A 15,369-nucleotide genomic window follows, 5' to 3' on the forward strand; every position below is an offset into this window, starting at 1 on the left:
AGAAATCACCAGATCCTGTTTTTTCAAAAGGTCCAGAGAAAAAGAGCAGAAAAATAAGTATCAAACCATTAAAAATTTTGTTTGACAAATAAATTTATTAGGCTTACCATAAAAATAGAAAATTATCATAGCGATAGTAGGCGATTGTGCTATTTTGAAGGCGGAATCATTGTCAAAAAGTGGTCTGCCAAACTATGATAAAGGAGAAGAATAGTTTTGGAGGGTGAGTAATGATCGATTGGATTTTGAGTTTGGCACCATGGCAGCAAGCCTTGGTGGGGACAGGATTTACCTATTTTATGACAGCTTTAGGCGCGGGATTGGTTTTTTTCTTTAAAACCATCAAGCGGGATGTATTGAACATGATGTTGGGTTTTGCTTCAGGAATCATGATTGCAGCAAGTTTTTGGTCCTTATTAGATCCGGCGATCAGTCGTGCAGCTGAGAATGGGGATATTCCTTGGCTGGTGGTCAGTATCGGTTTTGGTGCCGGGGGATTATTTTTGTATGTGGCGGATAAAACGTTGCCCCATATGCACTTTGGTCCGAACAAAGAAAGAGAAGGACTGCCCAGTCATTTAAAACGAACGGTGTTATTGGTATTTTCAATTACGTTGCACAATATTCCGGAAGGGTTGGCAGTTGGTGTGGCCTTTGGTGCGGCGGTAAACGCCCCTAATCCGCAAACCGCCGTTTTAGCGGCGATTTCGGTGGCATTAGGTATCGGTATCCAAAACTTCCCAGAAGGCGCTGCTGTCTCAATTCCTTTGCGGCAAGAAGGCTTAAGCCGTCGAAAATCCTTTATGTACGGTCAGGCGTCCGGAATCGTTGAGCCGATTGCCGGCGTTATCGGTGCAATCTTGGTGACAAAAATGACACCGATTCTGCCTTATGCTTTGGCTTTTGCAGCCGGTGCAATGATTTATGTCGTCGTGGAAGAGCTGATTCCAGAAGCACAGCAAACCACTTCGAGCAAACGCCATTTTGCAGTCTTTGGCACGATGCTGGGCTTTATGGTGATGATGATTTTGGATGTAGCGTTAGGGTAGGAAAAACAAAAAAATCAGTCGATAGAACATCGACTGATTTTTTTATTTCGGGGAAGAATCTCAATTTTTAATACCGGCGAGACGTGTTGCGATTACTCAACCAGCGAAGAATGAAGTAGACGATTGCCACAGGGATCCCAATTTTGAAGACTAGCCAAATAAGAGAACCGGCAAGACCTAAAACGATTTTTAATAAAAAACTGGCAACGACTAAAAAGCCGACGAATGCTAAAACTTTATAAAGCGTGGATTGATTACTCATAGTATTCTCCTCATTTCCTTTTTTTTAAGAATAACAAAAAAAGCGAAGACTGCCATCGGTCTAGGGAAGTATTCTGGTTTCCCGATTTGTCAGACTTTGGTATGATAAGAAAAAAAGAAAGGGCTGAAAAAATGAAGTTAGTTGTAGGCAATCAGCGTTGGCAGAGGGCGGCTAGTTGTTACATAAGGCTGCAGGTGTTTGTGTTGGAACAAAAAATTCCGCTGGAAGAAGAATTTGATGCCCATGATTTAGATGAAACAATCTATGCGGTTTTGTATGACGAAAACAAACCAGCCGCAACCGGTCGTTTTTTGCAGGAAGGAACAACTGCTCGGCTGACCCGGATTGCGACCTTGCCGGAATACCGCAAACAGCATTTAGGCAGCCAAATTATTGAGGCGCTAGAAGTCTATGCATTGGCTCAAGGATTAAAAAAAGCAAGTATTCATGCTGATTTAACGGCTTTGCCTTTCTATCAAAAGTTGGGGTATGTGCCTTACGGCGAGGTGTATTTAGAAGACGGCGTTCCTTGCCAAAGTTTGGAAAAAGAGTTTTAAAAAAAGACCGGAAAGTTGGCTACACTAGCCAAACTTTCTGGTCTTTTTCCTATTTTCTAACTTGTCCTTCGCCATAAATAATGTATTTTGTGGAGGTTAGAGCTTCCAGCCCCATAGGACCACGGGCGTGGAGTTTTTGGGTGGAGATGCCGATCTCAGCGCCAAAGCCAAAGACGAACCCATCCGTAAAGCGGGTGGAGGCATTGACATAGACAGCCGCAGCATCGACTTCTTTCAGAAATTTTTGGGAAGCAGAGTAGTTCTCGGTGATGATCGCTTCGGAGTGCTTCGTGTTGTATTTATTGATATGTGCGATTGCTTCCTCCACGGAATCAACGACTTTCACTGCGAGAATGTAATCCAAAAATTCGGTTTCCCAGTCGGCTTCTGTTGCGGGAACGGCTTGTTTTAAATAAGCCAAGGCTTTTTCGTCAGCCCGTAGTTCAACTTGTTTTTCTGTTAAAGCCGCTTCGATTTGTGGTAAAAATTCGGCGGCAACCGCTTGATGAATCAATAAGGTTTCAGCGGCATTGCAGACAGATGGTCGCTGGGTTTTGGCGTTGACGATAATATCGATCGCCATAGCTAGTTGGGCATCTTTGTCAATATACACATGATTGTTGCCGGTGCCTGTTTCAATAACCGGAACAGTAGCCGTTTCTTTGACTCGACGGATCAGCCCTGCGCCACCGCGGGGGATCAACACATCCAAGTAATCCGTCAAGCCCATCATTTCGTTGGCGACCTTATGGGAAGTGTCGTCGACAAATTGGATGGCATAAGGATTCTCTTTTTGGGCAGCCAGGCTTTCCTGCAAAATATCCACCAGAACCTGATTGGAATGGAACGCTTCTTTTCCTCCACGTAAAATTACGGCGTTGCCGGTTTTAAAACAAAGAGAGGCAGCATCAGTCGTGACGTTTGGTCGGGATTCATAGATAATACCGATTACCCCAAGAGGAACTTTTTGTTGTCCGATCATCAAACCGTCGACATTTTTCCACATTTTGTTGACTTCACCAATAGGATCGGGCAACTGGGCTACTTGTCGGATGCCTTCTGCCATTGCGGCGATGCGTTCATCTGTTAAACGCAGTCGGTCTTTCATCGTTTCTTTGATACCGTTTTGATCGGCAACGGCTAAATCTTTGGCGTTGGCAGCTAGGATTTTTTTTGTATTGGCTTCTAAATCAGCTGCCATTTGCAACAAGAGCTGATTTTTCTTTGGGGTATCCATCAAACTTAATTGATAGGCACTTTCTTTGGCTTGGGCGCCTAAAACTGCTAATTGCGTCATTCCTATTCCTCCTTGAATAAAGTACCGAGTTCTTTGCCGGCTAAAAGATCAAAAATAATCGCGGGTTGCTTGCCGTTGGCTAAAATCATAGCTTGATGATTTTCTAAAATTCGTTGGGCGGCTTTTAATTTGCTGTGCATACCACCGGTTCCAAATTGGCTGCCTTTGCCCCCCGCTTGATCCATCAAGGTCTCATTGATGGAAGAAATGCGAGGGTACAGTTTAGCAGCAGCGTTTTTGCTGGGATTGTCTGAATAAAAACCGTCGATATCTGAAAGCATGATTAGCAAATCGGCTTTTAGAATTTGCGCAACGATGGCAGAAAGCTGATCGTTGTCGCCAAATTTGGTCAAGTGATCCATTTCATCAATCGACACAGTATCATTTTCATTAATAATCGGAATCACACCCATGTAAAGCAGTTGTTCGAGGGTATTGATCACATTTTTGCGGCTTTCAGGATATTCAACGATATCGCGAGTCAGCAAAACTTGTGCGGTTTGTTGGCTGTAACTGGCAAAACGCTGAGTGTAGATATTCATCAGCTCTACCTGTCCGACGGCGGCTACGGCTTGCTGTTCGGGAATGGCTGCCGGTCGTGTCCCAATATGTAATTTGTTCATGCCGACTCCAATGGCACCAGAAGAAACCAAAATAATTTCTTTTCCTTGATTTTTTAAATCGGCCAAAACAAACGCCAGTTGGTCGATTCCCGACAAATTGATATTCCCATTTGGATAAATCAATGAACTGGTTCCGATTTTAACTACGATTCGCCGTGCTTCTTTTAAAAATTCCCGCATCTTTCCACCTCAAACTGATAGCTATATTGTTTTTACTATTGTACTAGCTTTTGCCTTTTTTTTCATCTTTATTGTCATGTTAAAAAAAAGGTAGTAAAATCGAGGGATTTCTGGCAAAAATAACCGCACATTATTTTTACAAATGGCTTGATCGCAAAATTGCCAAGAATAGCAAGTCTGCCCGTCAATCTATCCAATAGAACGTAACTAAAGACCGCTAGTCTCACACCCTAGCGGTTCGTTGACTGTACTTTAAGCACTTCTTATTGCTTGTCTAGTCCAGCATATTTCCCCTATTTCTGCAACTTGACAAGTGATGAGCCTCCCACCTTTCTCATCATGTAAAAATCTCTCAAAATTTTTCCAATAGGATCTGCGTAGTTTCTTTCAGATTGTCGACTTGCCTGCTATCGTGGTTTTTTACGGGGATTTTTTCTTTTCCCGGCATTCGTGAAGAAATTATGTAAATTTACAGAATAATTGGCATAAATCCCATAATCAGTGGTGAATTGTGTTAAAATTACACTAGGAAATTTTAGGAGGAACCCATGAAAAAACGAGGCTTTGAAATACTTACCACCTATCAAGAGGCGGAGATCACTTTGCCTAAACGGGCAACGCATCACGCAGCGGGCTATGACTTTGAAGCTGCCGCAGAAACAGTGATTCCCAGCATTTGGAAATCAGGAGTTATGGATGCTGCTAAACTGTTGCTGGGGGATCGGGAAAATCTTCAGAAAAAAATCAAACCCGTGTTAGTACCCACAGGGATCAAAGCATATATGGGAGAAGACGAATTTTTGCAGCTTGCCAATCGTTCCAGCAATCCCTTGAAGCGTTTTTTGCTTTTAGCAAATGGCGTGGGAGTCATTGACAGCGATTATTATAATAATCCAGACAATGAAGGACACATCATGTTCCAATTTCTTAATTTTGGTTTGACGGATGTGACCATCAAAAAAGGGGAACGAATCGGGCAAGGAATCTTTCTACCTTTTCTAAAAGCAGACCAAGATGAAACGATGACGCAGCGCCAAGGCGGCTTTGGTTCATCCGATAAATAACTGAACAAAGCGGGAGGCTGAAAATGGCAAAAAAAGCGAAAGTCCAGTTTGTTTGTCAAAATTGCGGCTATGTTTCCCCAAAATATTTAGGAAAATGCCCCAATTGCGGCAGCTGGAATTCCATGGTGGAAGAAATCACTCAGGATACGACAGATCGCCGGGTACGGACAACGATCACCGGACAAAAAATGCAACCCACCAAAATCGCAGATGTCGTACCGAAACGAGAACCACGGGTGGAAACAAAATTAGCGGAACTAAATCGCGTACTGGGAGGCGGTGTGGTTCCCGGCTCACTGATTTTGATTGGCGGTGATCCCGGTATCGGAAAATCAACGTTGCTGCTACAAGTATCACAGCAATTAGCAGAGATCGGCGGCAAGGTGCTTTACGTATCGGGAGAAGAAAGCGCAGAACAAATCAAAATGCGGGCGCAACGGTTAGGTTCAATTGATACCGAATTTTATTTGTACGCAGAAACAGATATGCACGACATCAGTCGAGCTATTGAAAATATTCGTCCAGATTATGTCATCATTGACTCTATCCAAACCATGACCCAACCGGATATCACCAGTGTGGCGGGCAGTGTCAGTCAGGTACGGGAAACAACAGCAGAACTGCTGAAAATCGCCAAGACCAACGGCATCGCGATTTTTATTGTTGGTCATGTGACCAAAGAAGGGTCAATTGCTGGACCGCGAATGTTAGAGCATATGGTGGATACGGTTTTGTATTTTGAAGGAGAAAAGCACCACAGTTTCCGAATTTTGCGAGCGGTCAAAAACCGTTTTGGGTCCACTAATGAGATTGGTATTTTCGAAATGCAGGAAAATGGTCTGCGAGAAGTGGCAAATCCCTCCCAAGTCTTTCTGGAAGAACGATTGGAAGGGGCGACGGGATCAGCAATCGTGGTAGCAATGGAAGGCAGCCGCCCGATTCTGGTGGAGATTCAAGCGTTAGTCACGCCGACGATGTTCGGCAATGCCAAGCGCACCACCACCGGATTGGATTTTAATCGGGTCTCCCTGATTATGGCAGTATTGGAAAAACGTGCCGGTTTGCTGCTGCAAAATCAGGATGCGTATTTGAAAGCTGCCGGCGGAGTCAAACTGAATGAACCGGCGATTGATTTAGCCATTGCCGTCAGCATTGCCTCCAGTTACAAGGAAAAAGGGACCAGTCCCACCGAATGCTTCATTGGTGAAATCGGTCTGACCGGTGAAATCCGCCGCGTGAATGCCATCGAACAGCGGGTCAAAGAAGTACAAAAACTAGGCTTTACCAAAGTGTATTTACCGAAAAATAATCTGGTGGGCTGGCAGCCGCCAAAGGGAATCGAAGTTGTCGGAGTCACTACATTATCGGAGACCTTGAAGAAAGTTTTTCGTTGATAAAAAAGAAAAGGAAGACGATTTTACGTGTTCCTTTTCAAAAATAGGAGGAATGACCATGCAGAAACGCGTCATTGTAATTTTAATGGTCGTTGCCGGAGCAAGCTTAGGAATCTCTTTGTTTCCCTTGGCTTGGCAGGCAATCGATCAGGCAAGTAATCAATGGCTGAACAATCCATTTACCAACAGTTTGTTAGGCGCACTTATTTTCTTTTTATTTTCTTTAGTGTTGGCAAAATATGTTTCAGCCGGAATCAAAAAAATCGAGGAAAAGTTAAGCGAGCTGAGTTTGACTTATTTACTTTTCGGAGCGGCCGGAGCAATCATCGGTCTGACGATCAGTGTAATCATCTCCATGGCGCTTTATAATATTCAAATTCCCTTTATCAACAGTGTAGTACCGATTATCCTGATGATATTGTTCGGCTATTTGGGTTTTCGAATCGGAACGACCCGCATTGATGAATGGAAGAAAATTTTTGCTCCGCGCAACAAAAAAAGCGAAGGCAGCGAACAAGTACTGGAACGTAAAGCGGAAGATTCTTTTCGACGGTATAAGATTTTAGACACCAGCGTCATCATCGACGGGCGTATCTACGACATCGCCAAAACCGGCTTTTTAGAAGGAACGATCTTGATCCCCAATTTTGTTTTGTACGAACTGCAATATATTGCAGATTCTGGTGACAGCTTGAAACGGGTTCGCGGGCGCCGAGGGCTGGATATTTTAAATGCGTTGCAAAAAGAAGATGGGATTTCCGTTGAAATGTACGATGGAGATTTTGAAGAAATCAATGAAGTTGACAGTAAGCTGATCAAGCTGGCAAAATTATTGGATGGGGTGGTCGTCACAAACGACTACAACTTAAATAAAGTTTCTGAGTTTCAAAATGTGCCGGTCCTGAACATCAATGAATTGGCTAATGCAGTCAAACCAGTGGTTATTCCTGGGGAAGCAATGGAAGTTCTGGTAGTCAAAGCCGGAACAGAGCGCCAACAAGGCGTCGCTTATCTGGATGACGGCACGATGGTCGTGGTGGAAGACGGACAGCACTATATGAATGAACGAATCAAAGTAATCGTCACCAGCGCCTTGCAAACGGCTGCTGGTCGCATGATTTTTGCAAAACCGGCCCATTCTGGTCGGGGAATTGATAATAAAAAAGAGGCAAACGGCTGATCCAGTCGTTTTGCCGGTTGTTCTAGTTTTGCTGGTCGGTTGGCTTTACTAATTGGCTTATTGATTGTACAATTCTAGCTGAAGATTGTATTTTCTGACGGTTAAAAAATCGCCTGAAATGCGGATTGCTGTACAATAGATTCTGAGCAGTCAGTTTGACTGACTGTTATTGGAAATTAGTGTCGGCAGTCTCAAAAAGACATCAAAGGAAGAGGAAAAAAGATGACAAAAGTACGTGTACGTTATGCACCAAGCCCCACCGGACATCTACACATTGGAAATGCGCGAACCGCTCTATTCAATTATTTATTTGCCCGTCATAATGATGGAGAGTTTATCATCCGCATCGAGGATACGGATTTAAAACGCAATATTGCGGATGGCGAAAAGAGCCAATTAGAGAATTTGACTTGGTTAGGGATGGATTGGGATGAATCCCCTCAAAATCCTGGGAAATACGGACCTTACCGTCAATCGGAACGTAAAGACATCTATCAACCATTGATCGATCAACTCTTAGCAAGCAATCGGGCATACAAATGCTACTGTACCGAAGAAGAATTAGAAGCCGAACGGGAAACCCAACGAGCACATGGGGAGATGCCTCATTATGGCGGAAAATGTGCCTTCTTGACACCAGAAGAACAAGCGGAAAAAGAAGCGCAAGGACTAGAAGCAGTGATTCGTTTCCGAGTGCCTAAAAATACGGAATACAAATTCCACGATATGGTCAAAGGAGAAATCGTTTTTGAATCCGACAATGTCGGCGGCGATTTTGTTATCCAAAAGCGTGACGGAATGCCAACCTATAATTTTGCCGTAGCTGTGGACGACCATTTGATGAAAATCACGCATGTTTTGCGAGGAGACGACCATATCGCCAACACGCCAAAACAATTGATGATCTATGAAGCCTTTGGTTGGACACCGCCTGAATTTGGGCATATGACTTTAATCATCAACAGTGAAACCGGGAAAAAATTAAGCAAACGGGATGAATCAATTCTGCAATTTATTGAACAATACCGGGAACTTGGCTATTTGCCAGAAGCAATGTTCAACTTCATCGCATTGTTGGGCTGGTCTCCAGTCGGCGAAGAAGAAATCTTCACCCAAAAAGAATTGGTGGAAATGTTTGATCCAAATCGGTTAAGCAAATCACCAGCAGCATTTGATGCGAAGAAATTGGAATGGGTCAACAACCATTACATCAAAGCGATGGATCTGGATGCATTGACGGAAATGTGCCTGCCTTATTTAGCAGCAGAAGGACGAGTAGAAGCAAATCCGACTTCTGAAAAACGAGAATGGGTGAAAAAACTTGTTTCACTGTACCAACCACAAATGAGTTATGCAGCAGAAATCGTTGAAGTTTCCGACCTGTTCTTCAATGAACATCCAGTATTGGACGAGGAAGCGAAGGAAGTTTTAGCCGGTGAAACCGTGCCGACTGTTCTAGACGCATTTAAAGAAAAATTGGAAAAAATGACGGTCGTGGATGCAGCAACCGTGAAAGCAGCCATCAAGGAAGTTCAAAAAGAAACCGGGATCAAAGGAAAAAATCTCTTTATGCCGATTCGTGTGGCGGTTTCCGGACAAATGCACGGACCAGAATTGCCAACAACGATTGAATTACTAGGAAAAGAAAAAGCGTTGGATCATTTGAATAAAGCATTATAACAAACACGAGGAACAAACGAAGTACCAAAAAAACTGATTTCAGAGAGATTGCGGTTGCTGGAAGTGATCATCAGGTTTTGGGAAATGCATCTGGGAGTGGAGTCGGCGGAAGTTGGCTACGGGTCATGAACGTTACTCATTTTAAGCTAGCTGTCTTGGCTAGAAACAAAAGTGGAACCACGCATACAGGCGTCTTTTGAATAAGGAGACTTATTTGAAGGGCGCTTGTTTTATTTTATACGAAAGTAGCTGTGCGCTTTTTTAATACATAGGCTGATTGTATCGGTAGAAGTTTTTCGAAACAGCAAGGAGTCAGAAAAAATCGTTTAAAGGAAGGAGAGAGCTTATGGGGTGGATGAACCGTGCGATTGCATCGGCGAAGCGCAATGATCCGGCGGCGCGGTCAACGCTGGAAATCCTGTTGACTTATCCCGGTGTTCACGCGCTATTTTGGCATCGTTGGTCGCATTTTTTGTATCGCCATCACTGGTTTTTGTTGGCAAAGCTCAATGCACAATTCTGGCGTTTCTTAACGGGAATCGAGATTCATCCCGGGGCGCAGATTGGTCAAGGTGTTTTTATTGATCACGGCATGGGAGTGGTGATTGGTGAAACGGCGGTGGTAGAAGACGATGTGGTTTTATTTCATGGTGTGACCTTAGGAGGAACCGGCAAGCATACCGGCAAACGCCATCCCACTGTGAAAAAAGGAGCGATGCTCTCTACCAATGTGCAGATATTAGGTCCGGTAACCATCGGAGAATACGCTAAAATCGGGGCAAGCGCGGTTGTTTTGGAGGACATTCCGGCTGGGGCGACCGCCGTGGGTATTCCGGCAAAAGTAGTCAGAATCAATGGAAAGAAGGTTTCAAAATGATTAAAGTGTACAATACCTTATCAAGAGAAAAAGAAGAATTTCAACCAATCGAAGCCAATAAGGTGCGCATGTATGTCTGCGGACCAACTGTTTATAATTATATCCATATCGGCAATGCCCGCAGTTCTATCGCCTTTGATACCATCCGCCGGTATTTTGAATATCGGGGCTATCAGGTGGATTATGTATCGAATTTTACTGATGTGGATGACAAAATCATTCGCGCTGCTAAGGAATTGGGGATCACAGCGCCGGAAGTTGCTGATCGCTTTATTCAAGCTTTTGAAGAAGACACCCACGCCTTGAACGTCAAGCCCGCAACGTTGCATCCGCGAGTGATGGATCATATGAAAGAAATCGTTGCCTTTATTCAAGCGCTGATCGAAAAAGACTATGCCTATGTAGCTGAAGGGGATGTGTATTACCGCACCCGGAAATTTGCAGATTACGGAAAATTAAGTGACCAATCCATCGATGAATTGGAAGTTGGTGCCAGTCAACGAACCGGGGAAGAACAAGCCATCAAAGAAGATCCATTAGATTTTGCTTTATGGAAAGCTGCCAAACCGGGAGAAATTTCGTGGGCGGCACCTTGGGGGGAAGGTCGTCCCGGCTGGCACATCGAATGCTCCGTGATGGCTACCCAACATCTGGGGGAAACGATTGACATTCACGGTGGAGGACAGGATTTGGAATTTCCTCATCATGAAAACGAAATTGCTCAAAGTGAAGCCAAAACTGGCAAAAAATTTGCTAATTATTGGATGCACAACGGCTACGTTACGATTGGTGAAAACGATGAAAAAATGAGCAAATCTCTAGGGAATTTTGTCACCGTCCATGAACTGATCCAAACCGTCGATCCACAAGTGCTGCGCTTTTTCATGGCGACGACCCAATATCGCCGTCCGATTCGTTATAGCGAAACCACATTGAAGGAAGCTGCCACCAATCTGCAACGGTTGCGAATCACTGTAGAAAATGCGGCCTTTCGTCAACAAAGTGCAGACAGCTCTCGACCAGAAGATGAACAAAAACTGGCGGAATTGGCAGAATTGGAACAACGCTTCACGACGGAGATGGACGATGATTTCAATGCGGCAAACGGAATCACTGTGGTTTATGAATTGGCAAAATGGTTGAATACCTATAGTGAAGGGGCTGTGTCGGAAAAAATCCTGAACGCTGCTTTGGAAAAATTAAATGCATGGTTGGCAGTTTTTGGAATTTATTTTACTGCGGATGAGTTGTTGGATAGTGAAGTGGAAGCCTTGATCGCTGAACGCAATCAAGCCCGCAAAGACCGAAATTTCCAACGCAGCGATGAAATCCGCGACCAGTTTAAAGAACAGGGGATTGTGTTGGAAGATACCCCACAAGGCACCCGATGGAGACGAGAGAAATGAAAGATTACAAACAATTGAACGGGTTGGCGCTGGCGTATGTCGGAGATGCAATTTATGAAGTCTATATTCGGGATTATTTGATCGATCAAGGACAAACAAGACCGAATCAACTGCATAAACTGGCGACCCATTATGTTTCGGCAAAGGCACAGGCGGCACTGATTCATGCCATGCAGGAGGAAAACATTCTGACGGAAGAAGAGGAACTTTTTTATCGTCGGGGCCGCAACAGCAAAAGCTACACCAGTGCAAAAAATGCGGACATCACCACGTACCGCATTTCCACCGGTTTTGAGGCATTGATGGGCTATCTGCATTTATCAAAACAAACTGTGCGCCTAGAAGAATTGATTGACTGGTGCATCAAGAAAGTGAGGGATATGGATGAAAAAGCAAAATAAATTTGAAAAAAAACGCCCTAATCAAAACAAACCGTTGAAGCATCGCGGGCTGCAACATGCTGAAAAGTCCACAAAAGAAGAGACCACCGAGCTTTCCGAAAATTTTGTTTTTGGTTTCCATGCGGTGACGGAAGCGCTGAAACAACAGCGGGGGAATAAATTGTTTCTTCTAGAAGATGGCAGGGGAGAAAAATTTGAACAATTAAAAGAACTGGCACGGGAACTTTCTGTACCGGTCAAATGGGTGCCAAAGCAAAAACTTGAAACGATGAGTGATCGTGGTGTGCATCAAGGCATGGTTTTAGCCATCACCCCGTATGAATACCTTTCATTGGATGAATTGTTGGCAAAAACAAACACGGAGGATCATGCCCCTTTTTATTTGATTTTGGATAATTTGGAAGACCCCCATAATTTTGGTTCGATTTTACGGACTGCAGATGCCAGTGGTGTGGATGGTGTCATTATTCCAAAACATCGAGCAGTGGGCATCACCCCCATCGTGGTCAAAACCTCAACAGGTGCAGTAGAGCATGTACCGGTTGCACGGGTAACCAATCTTGCTCAAAGTATCAAGCAATTAAAGGAAGCCGGATTTTGGATTTTTGGCACCGGTATGTCCGGCACGAATTACCAACAATGGCAGGCAAAAGGCTCGATTGCATTGATTATCGGTAATGAAGGCAAAGGCATGAGTGCCGGTCTGCAAAAAGAAGTCGATGAATTGCTGACGATCCCGATGGTGGGACATGTCCAAAGTTTGAACGCCAGTGTGGCGGCGGGGCTTTTGATGTATGAGGCCTTTCGTCAAAGAAGTGTGACCGAATGAAGAAACAGCTATTACTTGTTGACGGCTACAATATGATTGGAGCCTGGCCGGAATTGATTGTTTTGAAGAAGCAGGAAAAACTGGAAGATGCTCGAGAAAAGCTGTTGGAGATGCTTTCTAATTTCTCAAAATACGAAGGCTTGGAAATCATCGTGGTTTTTGATGCTCAATTTGTGCCGGGAATCACGCAACGCTTTACCAAGTATCAGCTGCAAGTCGTTTTTACAGAAGAAGGCGAAACAGCGGACAGCTATATTGAACGAGTTGCAGGGGAGTTAAATACGCCATTGACTCAAGTGACGGTAGCTACCAGTGACTTGGCAGAACAGTGGGTGGTTTTCTCTCAAGGGGCGTTGCGCACGTCTGCCAGAGAATTGTACAAAGCTATCCAAAAGACCCAAGAAGCGATTCTGCGTCATCGAGAAGACATCAAGTTCAGTAATTTTCGCCGCAATTCCCCGTGGACAGCAGATCAATTGACGGAATTGGAAGGGAAGTTAAAGGAACTCACCACAGATAAAAAGCAACCAAAAAAATGAAAAAATAAAAATTTTCCCTTTGCTATGCTCCTCTTGTAGAACTGACAAGGAGGAGTTTTTTTTATGTTGTGGCAAGAAGCAAAAGCGGGCAATGAAGCGGCTTTTTTAGAGTTATTCCATCAATATCGCCCAGTAATCTATCGGGTTCAGGGGATTTATTCTTTGCAGGATTTTGATCAGGAGGATTGGCTGCAAGTGGGGCGTATCGTGTTACAGGAAAGTATCGAGAAATTTCAAGAACTTCGAGGAGCGACATTCGGCGTTTTTTTTCGCCGGAATTTTGAAAATCGGATCAAAAGCTATTTGCGTTACCAACACGCTTTAAAACGGCGAAGCAATCTCAATGCGGTTTCTCTTGAGGAAAAAATCGCCTATGATGGACCAGACTTTTTGAATGACGGCATGAATGTTGCCGATAATCTAAATATAAAATTGATGGTGGAAGAGGCAATGGATCAGGAATTTGTCTTATTTTCCCAATTGGAACGAGAGGTGCTAACGGCCTATTTTCAAGGGAAAGATTTCAATGAAATTGCCGCAGAAAACGAGTTGTCTTTGAATAAAGTGCGGTGTGCCTATGACCGTTCGAAAGCCAAACTGCTTAAATATATTCACGAATGGAACTAGAAAGCGTTTTTAATCCTCATGTTATTTCAAAAAGCTATTGAATTGTGATTTATCTTATGTTACACTTGAAATTTTCTGTTAATTGTGTTATAATTACTTTCGAGGTGAATGCGATGCCAACAACTTTAGCTTCAATCAAGAAAGACCTGGAATGTCGGATCGGCAGCGAAATCATGTTAGTTGCCCAAACTGGTCGGAAACGTCAAACTGAACGACGAGGCGTTTTGACTGAAACGTATCCATCAGTATTCGTCGTCGATTTAGATCAAGAAGAGAATTCATTTGAACGAGTTTCTTACAGCTATTCAGATGTTTTAACACGCACCGTAGAAATCGAATTTTTATCAGAAGCAATTTAAAAGTAAGAGTTTCCGCTTTTCATCAAAAAGCAGAGACTCTTTTTTCAACCATAGAATCGGAGGAAGAGTCATGGAATATATCGTAAAAACATTTGATGAGCTGACCACAATGGAATTTTATCGTCTGGCAAAGGAACGGGTAGCCGTTTTTGTTGTGGAACAAGCGTGTCCTTACCAAGAAATCGACGAGATTGATCCACAGGCGATCCATACCTATTTGCAAGCTGATGACGGAGAAATCTTAGCCTACACGCGAATCTATCAAGAAGGATCAGCCGTTCATTTTGGGCGAGTTTTAGTCCATGAAAACCATCGAAAAGAGGGATTAGGGAAAAAAATCGTTGAAAAAACCTTACAGGTCATCACCGAACGTTTTCCCAATCAACCGGTTGTTATTGGGGCACAAGCCTATTTGACGGATTTTTATGGCAGCTTTGGTTTTCAAGCAATTTCCGACGTGTATTTGGAAGACGATATCCCTCATATTGATATGGAGAAATAAAAAAAGTGATGCTCTTTTCAGAGGGCATCACTTTTTCTATTCCGAAAAAATCAAAACAAATCCTGCTGGTTGCGATTTTCTGAAGTTTGGACGTTTTCTTTTAACAAATCGCGGATTTCCGCTAAATAATCTTCCGCAGTCGGAACAGTGGTTTCTTCCACCACTTCTTTTTTGTGAAGATTTTTGGCATGGTTGACTGCTCGAACGATTAGGAACAGGACTAATCCGGTGATCAAAAATGTAATAATAGCACTAACAACATCACCAAATTTAAAAACAACTCCCTTGCGAACTTCCCAATCTAAAATTGACAATGCGCCATTTAAGTCATCTGTTCCGATGAAAATCGAAACCACCAACCCGATCAGCGGCGTAATTAAGCCATCAACGATTTGTTTGACGATCCCGGTAAAGGCACTCCCGATAACGACCCCAACTGCCAAATCCAAGACGTCTCCTTGCATGATAAACTGTTTGAATTCTTTGATCATGATATCCTCCTAGTATGAATATGGTAAAGTTTCACGACTAATCTACAATTCA

General features: G+C 43.6%; 18 protein-coding genes and 1 other annotated feature. Of the genes, 14 read left to right on the plus strand and 4 right to left on the minus strand.

Annotation, left to right across the window (positions count from 1 at the left end):
* The first annotated feature begins 230 nt into the window (after window positions 1-230).
* Window positions 231-1,049, plus strand: coding sequence for a ZIP family metal transporter (locus tag FFM66_RS06865; RefSeq protein ID WP_048604607.1), 819 nt, complete (start codon window positions 231-233; stop codon window positions 1,047-1,049).
* Between the two features lie 67 nt (window positions 1,050-1,116).
* Here FFM66_RS06865 and FFM66_RS06870 read toward each other — a convergent pair whose 3' ends face one another.
* The gene (locus FFM66_RS06870; RefSeq protein ID WP_048604606.1) at window positions 1,117-1,311 is read right to left on the minus strand and encodes a hypothetical protein; all 195 of its coding nucleotides are present in this window, start codon (window positions 1,309-1,311) and stop codon (window positions 1,117-1,119) included.
* A gap of 131 nt (window positions 1,312-1,442) precedes the next feature.
* On the opposite strand from FFM66_RS06870, the gene FFM66_RS06875 reads away from it, so the two are divergent.
* On the plus strand, window positions 1,443-1,868 hold the full coding sequence (locus tag FFM66_RS06875; RefSeq protein ID WP_137605422.1) for a GNAT family N-acetyltransferase: 426 nt from the start codon (window positions 1,443-1,445) through the stop codon (window positions 1,866-1,868).
* A gap of 49 nt (window positions 1,869-1,917) precedes the next feature.
* Here FFM66_RS06875 and FFM66_RS06880 read toward each other — a convergent pair whose 3' ends face one another.
* Window positions 1,918-3,165 carry a glutamate-5-semialdehyde dehydrogenase gene (locus FFM66_RS06880; protein ID WP_137605423.1) on the minus strand — a complete coding sequence of 416 codons (1,248 nt, stop codon included), beginning with the start codon at window positions 3,163-3,165 and terminating at the stop codon, window positions 1,918-1,920.
* 2 nt (window positions 3,166-3,167) lie between these two features.
* Window positions 3,168-3,968, minus strand: a complete 801-nt coding sequence (gene proB / locus FFM66_RS06885) for a glutamate 5-kinase (RefSeq protein WP_048604603.1) — start codon at window positions 3,966-3,968, stop codon at window positions 3,168-3,170.
* Between the two features lie 548 nt (window positions 3,969-4,516).
* On the opposite strand from proB, the gene FFM66_RS06890 reads away from it, so the two are divergent.
* The 12 genes from FFM66_RS06890 (at window position 4,517) to FFM66_RS06945 (ending at window position 14,826) form a co-directional block, all read left to right on the plus strand.
* Window positions 4,517-5,032: a dCTP deaminase/dUTPase family protein gene (locus tag FFM66_RS06890; RefSeq protein WP_137605424.1), complete on the plus strand. Its 516-nt coding sequence runs from the start codon at window positions 4,517-4,519 to the stop codon at window positions 5,030-5,032.
* Between the two features lie 23 nt (window positions 5,033-5,055).
* The gene (gene radA, locus FFM66_RS06895) at window positions 5,056-6,426 is read left to right on the plus strand and encodes a DNA repair protein RadA (protein ID WP_048604601.1); all 1,371 of its coding nucleotides are present in this window, start codon (window positions 5,056-5,058) and stop codon (window positions 6,424-6,426) included.
* 58 nt (window positions 6,427-6,484) lie between these two features.
* Window positions 6,485-7,606, plus strand: a complete 1,122-nt coding sequence (locus FFM66_RS06900) for a PIN/TRAM domain-containing protein (RefSeq protein WP_048604600.1) — start codon at window positions 6,485-6,487, stop codon at window positions 7,604-7,606.
* A 222-nt stretch (window positions 7,607-7,828) separates the two neighbouring features.
* Complete coding sequence (gltX, locus tag FFM66_RS06905; RefSeq protein WP_137605425.1) at window positions 7,829-9,286, plus strand: glutamate--tRNA ligase; 1,458 nt, start codon at window positions 7,829-7,831, stop codon at window positions 9,284-9,286.
* Window positions 9,286-9,486 (plus strand) — a binding site (T-box leader). It overlaps the preceding gene by 1 nt.
* 146 nt (window positions 9,487-9,632) lie before the next feature.
* Complete coding sequence (gene epsC, locus FFM66_RS06910) at window positions 9,633-10,163, plus strand: serine O-acetyltransferase EpsC (RefSeq protein ID WP_048604598.1); 531 nt, start codon at window positions 9,633-9,635, stop codon at window positions 10,161-10,163.
* Window positions 10,160-11,569 carry a cysteine--tRNA ligase gene (gene cysS / locus FFM66_RS06915; RefSeq protein ID WP_137605426.1) on the plus strand — a complete coding sequence of 470 codons (1,410 nt, stop codon included), beginning with the start codon at window positions 10,160-10,162 and terminating at the stop codon, window positions 11,567-11,569. The genes epsC and cysS overlap by 4 nt, the downstream gene beginning before the upstream one ends.
* A complete protein-coding gene (locus tag FFM66_RS06920; RefSeq protein WP_048604596.1) occupies window positions 11,566-11,970 on the plus strand; it encodes a Mini-ribonuclease 3 in 405 nt (134 codons plus the stop codon). The genes cysS and FFM66_RS06920 overlap by 4 nt, the downstream gene beginning before the upstream one ends.
* On the plus strand, window positions 11,954-12,799 hold the full coding sequence (rlmB, locus tag FFM66_RS06925; RefSeq protein WP_137605427.1) for a 23S rRNA (guanosine(2251)-2'-O)-methyltransferase RlmB: 846 nt from the start codon (window positions 11,954-11,956) through the stop codon (window positions 12,797-12,799). Before FFM66_RS06920 ends, rlmB begins: the two co-directional genes overlap by 17 nt.
* Window positions 12,796-13,338: an NYN domain-containing protein gene (locus FFM66_RS06930; RefSeq protein WP_048604594.1), complete on the plus strand. Its 543-nt coding sequence runs from the start codon at window positions 12,796-12,798 to the stop codon at window positions 13,336-13,338. The genes rlmB and FFM66_RS06930 overlap by 4 nt, the downstream gene beginning before the upstream one ends.
* A gap of 63 nt (window positions 13,339-13,401) precedes the next feature.
* Window positions 13,402-13,965 (plus strand): sigma-70 family RNA polymerase sigma factor, encoded by a 564-nt coding sequence (locus FFM66_RS06935; protein ID WP_137605428.1) that lies wholly within the window; start codon window positions 13,402-13,404, stop codon window positions 13,963-13,965.
* 56 nt (window positions 13,966-14,021) lie between these two features.
* Window positions 14,022-14,324: a Veg family protein gene (locus tag FFM66_RS06940; protein WP_371851513.1), complete on the plus strand. Its 303-nt coding sequence runs from the start codon at window positions 14,022-14,024 to the stop codon at window positions 14,322-14,324.
* Between the two features lie 70 nt (window positions 14,325-14,394).
* Complete coding sequence (locus tag FFM66_RS06945; RefSeq protein ID WP_137605429.1) at window positions 14,395-14,826, plus strand: GNAT family N-acetyltransferase; 432 nt, start codon at window positions 14,395-14,397, stop codon at window positions 14,824-14,826.
* Window positions 14,827-14,876: 50 nt separating this feature from the next.
* Here FFM66_RS06945 and mscL read toward each other — a convergent pair whose 3' ends face one another.
* A complete protein-coding gene (gene mscL / locus FFM66_RS06950) occupies window positions 14,877-15,317 on the minus strand; it encodes a large conductance mechanosensitive channel protein MscL (RefSeq protein ID WP_137605430.1) in 441 nt (146 codons plus the stop codon).
* Between the last annotated feature and the right edge of the window lie 52 nt (window positions 15,318-15,369).

The sequence above is a fragment of the Enterococcus songbeiensis genome (genome assembly GCF_005405265.1).
Lineage (GTDB): Bacteria > Bacillota > Bacilli > Lactobacillales > Enterococcaceae > Enterococcus_C > Enterococcus_C songbeiensis.

What these genes read in the sequence shown, in the direction of transcription:
- FFM66_RS06865 (WP_048604607.1), top strand. Translation starts at nt 231, where the DNA reads ATGATCGATTGGATTTTGAGTTTGGCACCATGGCAGCAAGCCTTGGTG.
- FFM66_RS06870 (WP_048604606.1), bottom strand. Translation starts at nt 1,311, where the DNA reads ATGAGTAATCAATCCACGCTTTATAAAGTTTTAGCATTCGTCGGCTTT.
- FFM66_RS06875 (WP_137605422.1), top strand. Translation starts at nt 1,443, where the DNA reads ATGAAGTTAGTTGTAGGCAATCAGCGTTGGCAGAGGGCGGCTAGTTGT.
- FFM66_RS06880 (WP_137605423.1), bottom strand. Translation starts at nt 3,165, where the DNA reads ATGACGCAATTAGCAGTTTTAGGCGCCCAAGCCAAAGAAAGTGCCTAT.
- proB (WP_048604603.1), bottom strand. Translation starts at nt 3,968, where the DNA reads ATGCGGGAATTTTTAAAAGAAGCACGGCGAATCGTAGTTAAAATCGGA.
- FFM66_RS06890 (WP_137605424.1), top strand. Translation starts at nt 4,517, where the DNA reads ATGAAAAAACGAGGCTTTGAAATACTTACCACCTATCAAGAGGCGGAG.
- radA (WP_048604601.1), top strand. Translation starts at nt 5,056, where the DNA reads ATGGCAAAAAAAGCGAAAGTCCAGTTTGTTTGTCAAAATTGCGGCTAT.
- FFM66_RS06900 (WP_048604600.1), top strand. Translation starts at nt 6,485, where the DNA reads ATGCAGAAACGCGTCATTGTAATTTTAATGGTCGTTGCCGGAGCAAGC.
- gltX (WP_137605425.1), top strand. Translation starts at nt 7,829, where the DNA reads ATGACAAAAGTACGTGTACGTTATGCACCAAGCCCCACCGGACATCTA.
- epsC (WP_048604598.1), top strand. Translation starts at nt 9,633, where the DNA reads ATGGGGTGGATGAACCGTGCGATTGCATCGGCGAAGCGCAATGATCCG.
- cysS (WP_137605426.1), top strand. Translation starts at nt 10,160, where the DNA reads ATGATTAAAGTGTACAATACCTTATCAAGAGAAAAAGAAGAATTTCAA.
- FFM66_RS06920 (WP_048604596.1), top strand. Translation starts at nt 11,566, where the DNA reads ATGAAAGATTACAAACAATTGAACGGGTTGGCGCTGGCGTATGTCGGA.
- rlmB (WP_137605427.1), top strand. Translation starts at nt 11,954, where the DNA reads ATGAAAAAGCAAAATAAATTTGAAAAAAAACGCCCTAATCAAAACAAA.
- FFM66_RS06930 (WP_048604594.1), top strand. Translation starts at nt 12,796, where the DNA reads ATGAAGAAACAGCTATTACTTGTTGACGGCTACAATATGATTGGAGCC.
- FFM66_RS06935 (WP_137605428.1), top strand. Translation starts at nt 13,402, where the DNA reads ATGTTGTGGCAAGAAGCAAAAGCGGGCAATGAAGCGGCTTTTTTAGAG.
- FFM66_RS06940 (WP_371851513.1), top strand. Translation starts at nt 14,022, where the DNA reads ATGTTACACTTGAAATTTTCTGTTAATTGTGTTATAATTACTTTCGAG.
- FFM66_RS06945 (WP_137605429.1), top strand. Translation starts at nt 14,395, where the DNA reads ATGGAATATATCGTAAAAACATTTGATGAGCTGACCACAATGGAATTT.
- mscL (WP_137605430.1), bottom strand. Translation starts at nt 15,317, where the DNA reads ATGATCAAAGAATTCAAACAGTTTATCATGCAAGGAGACGTCTTGGAT.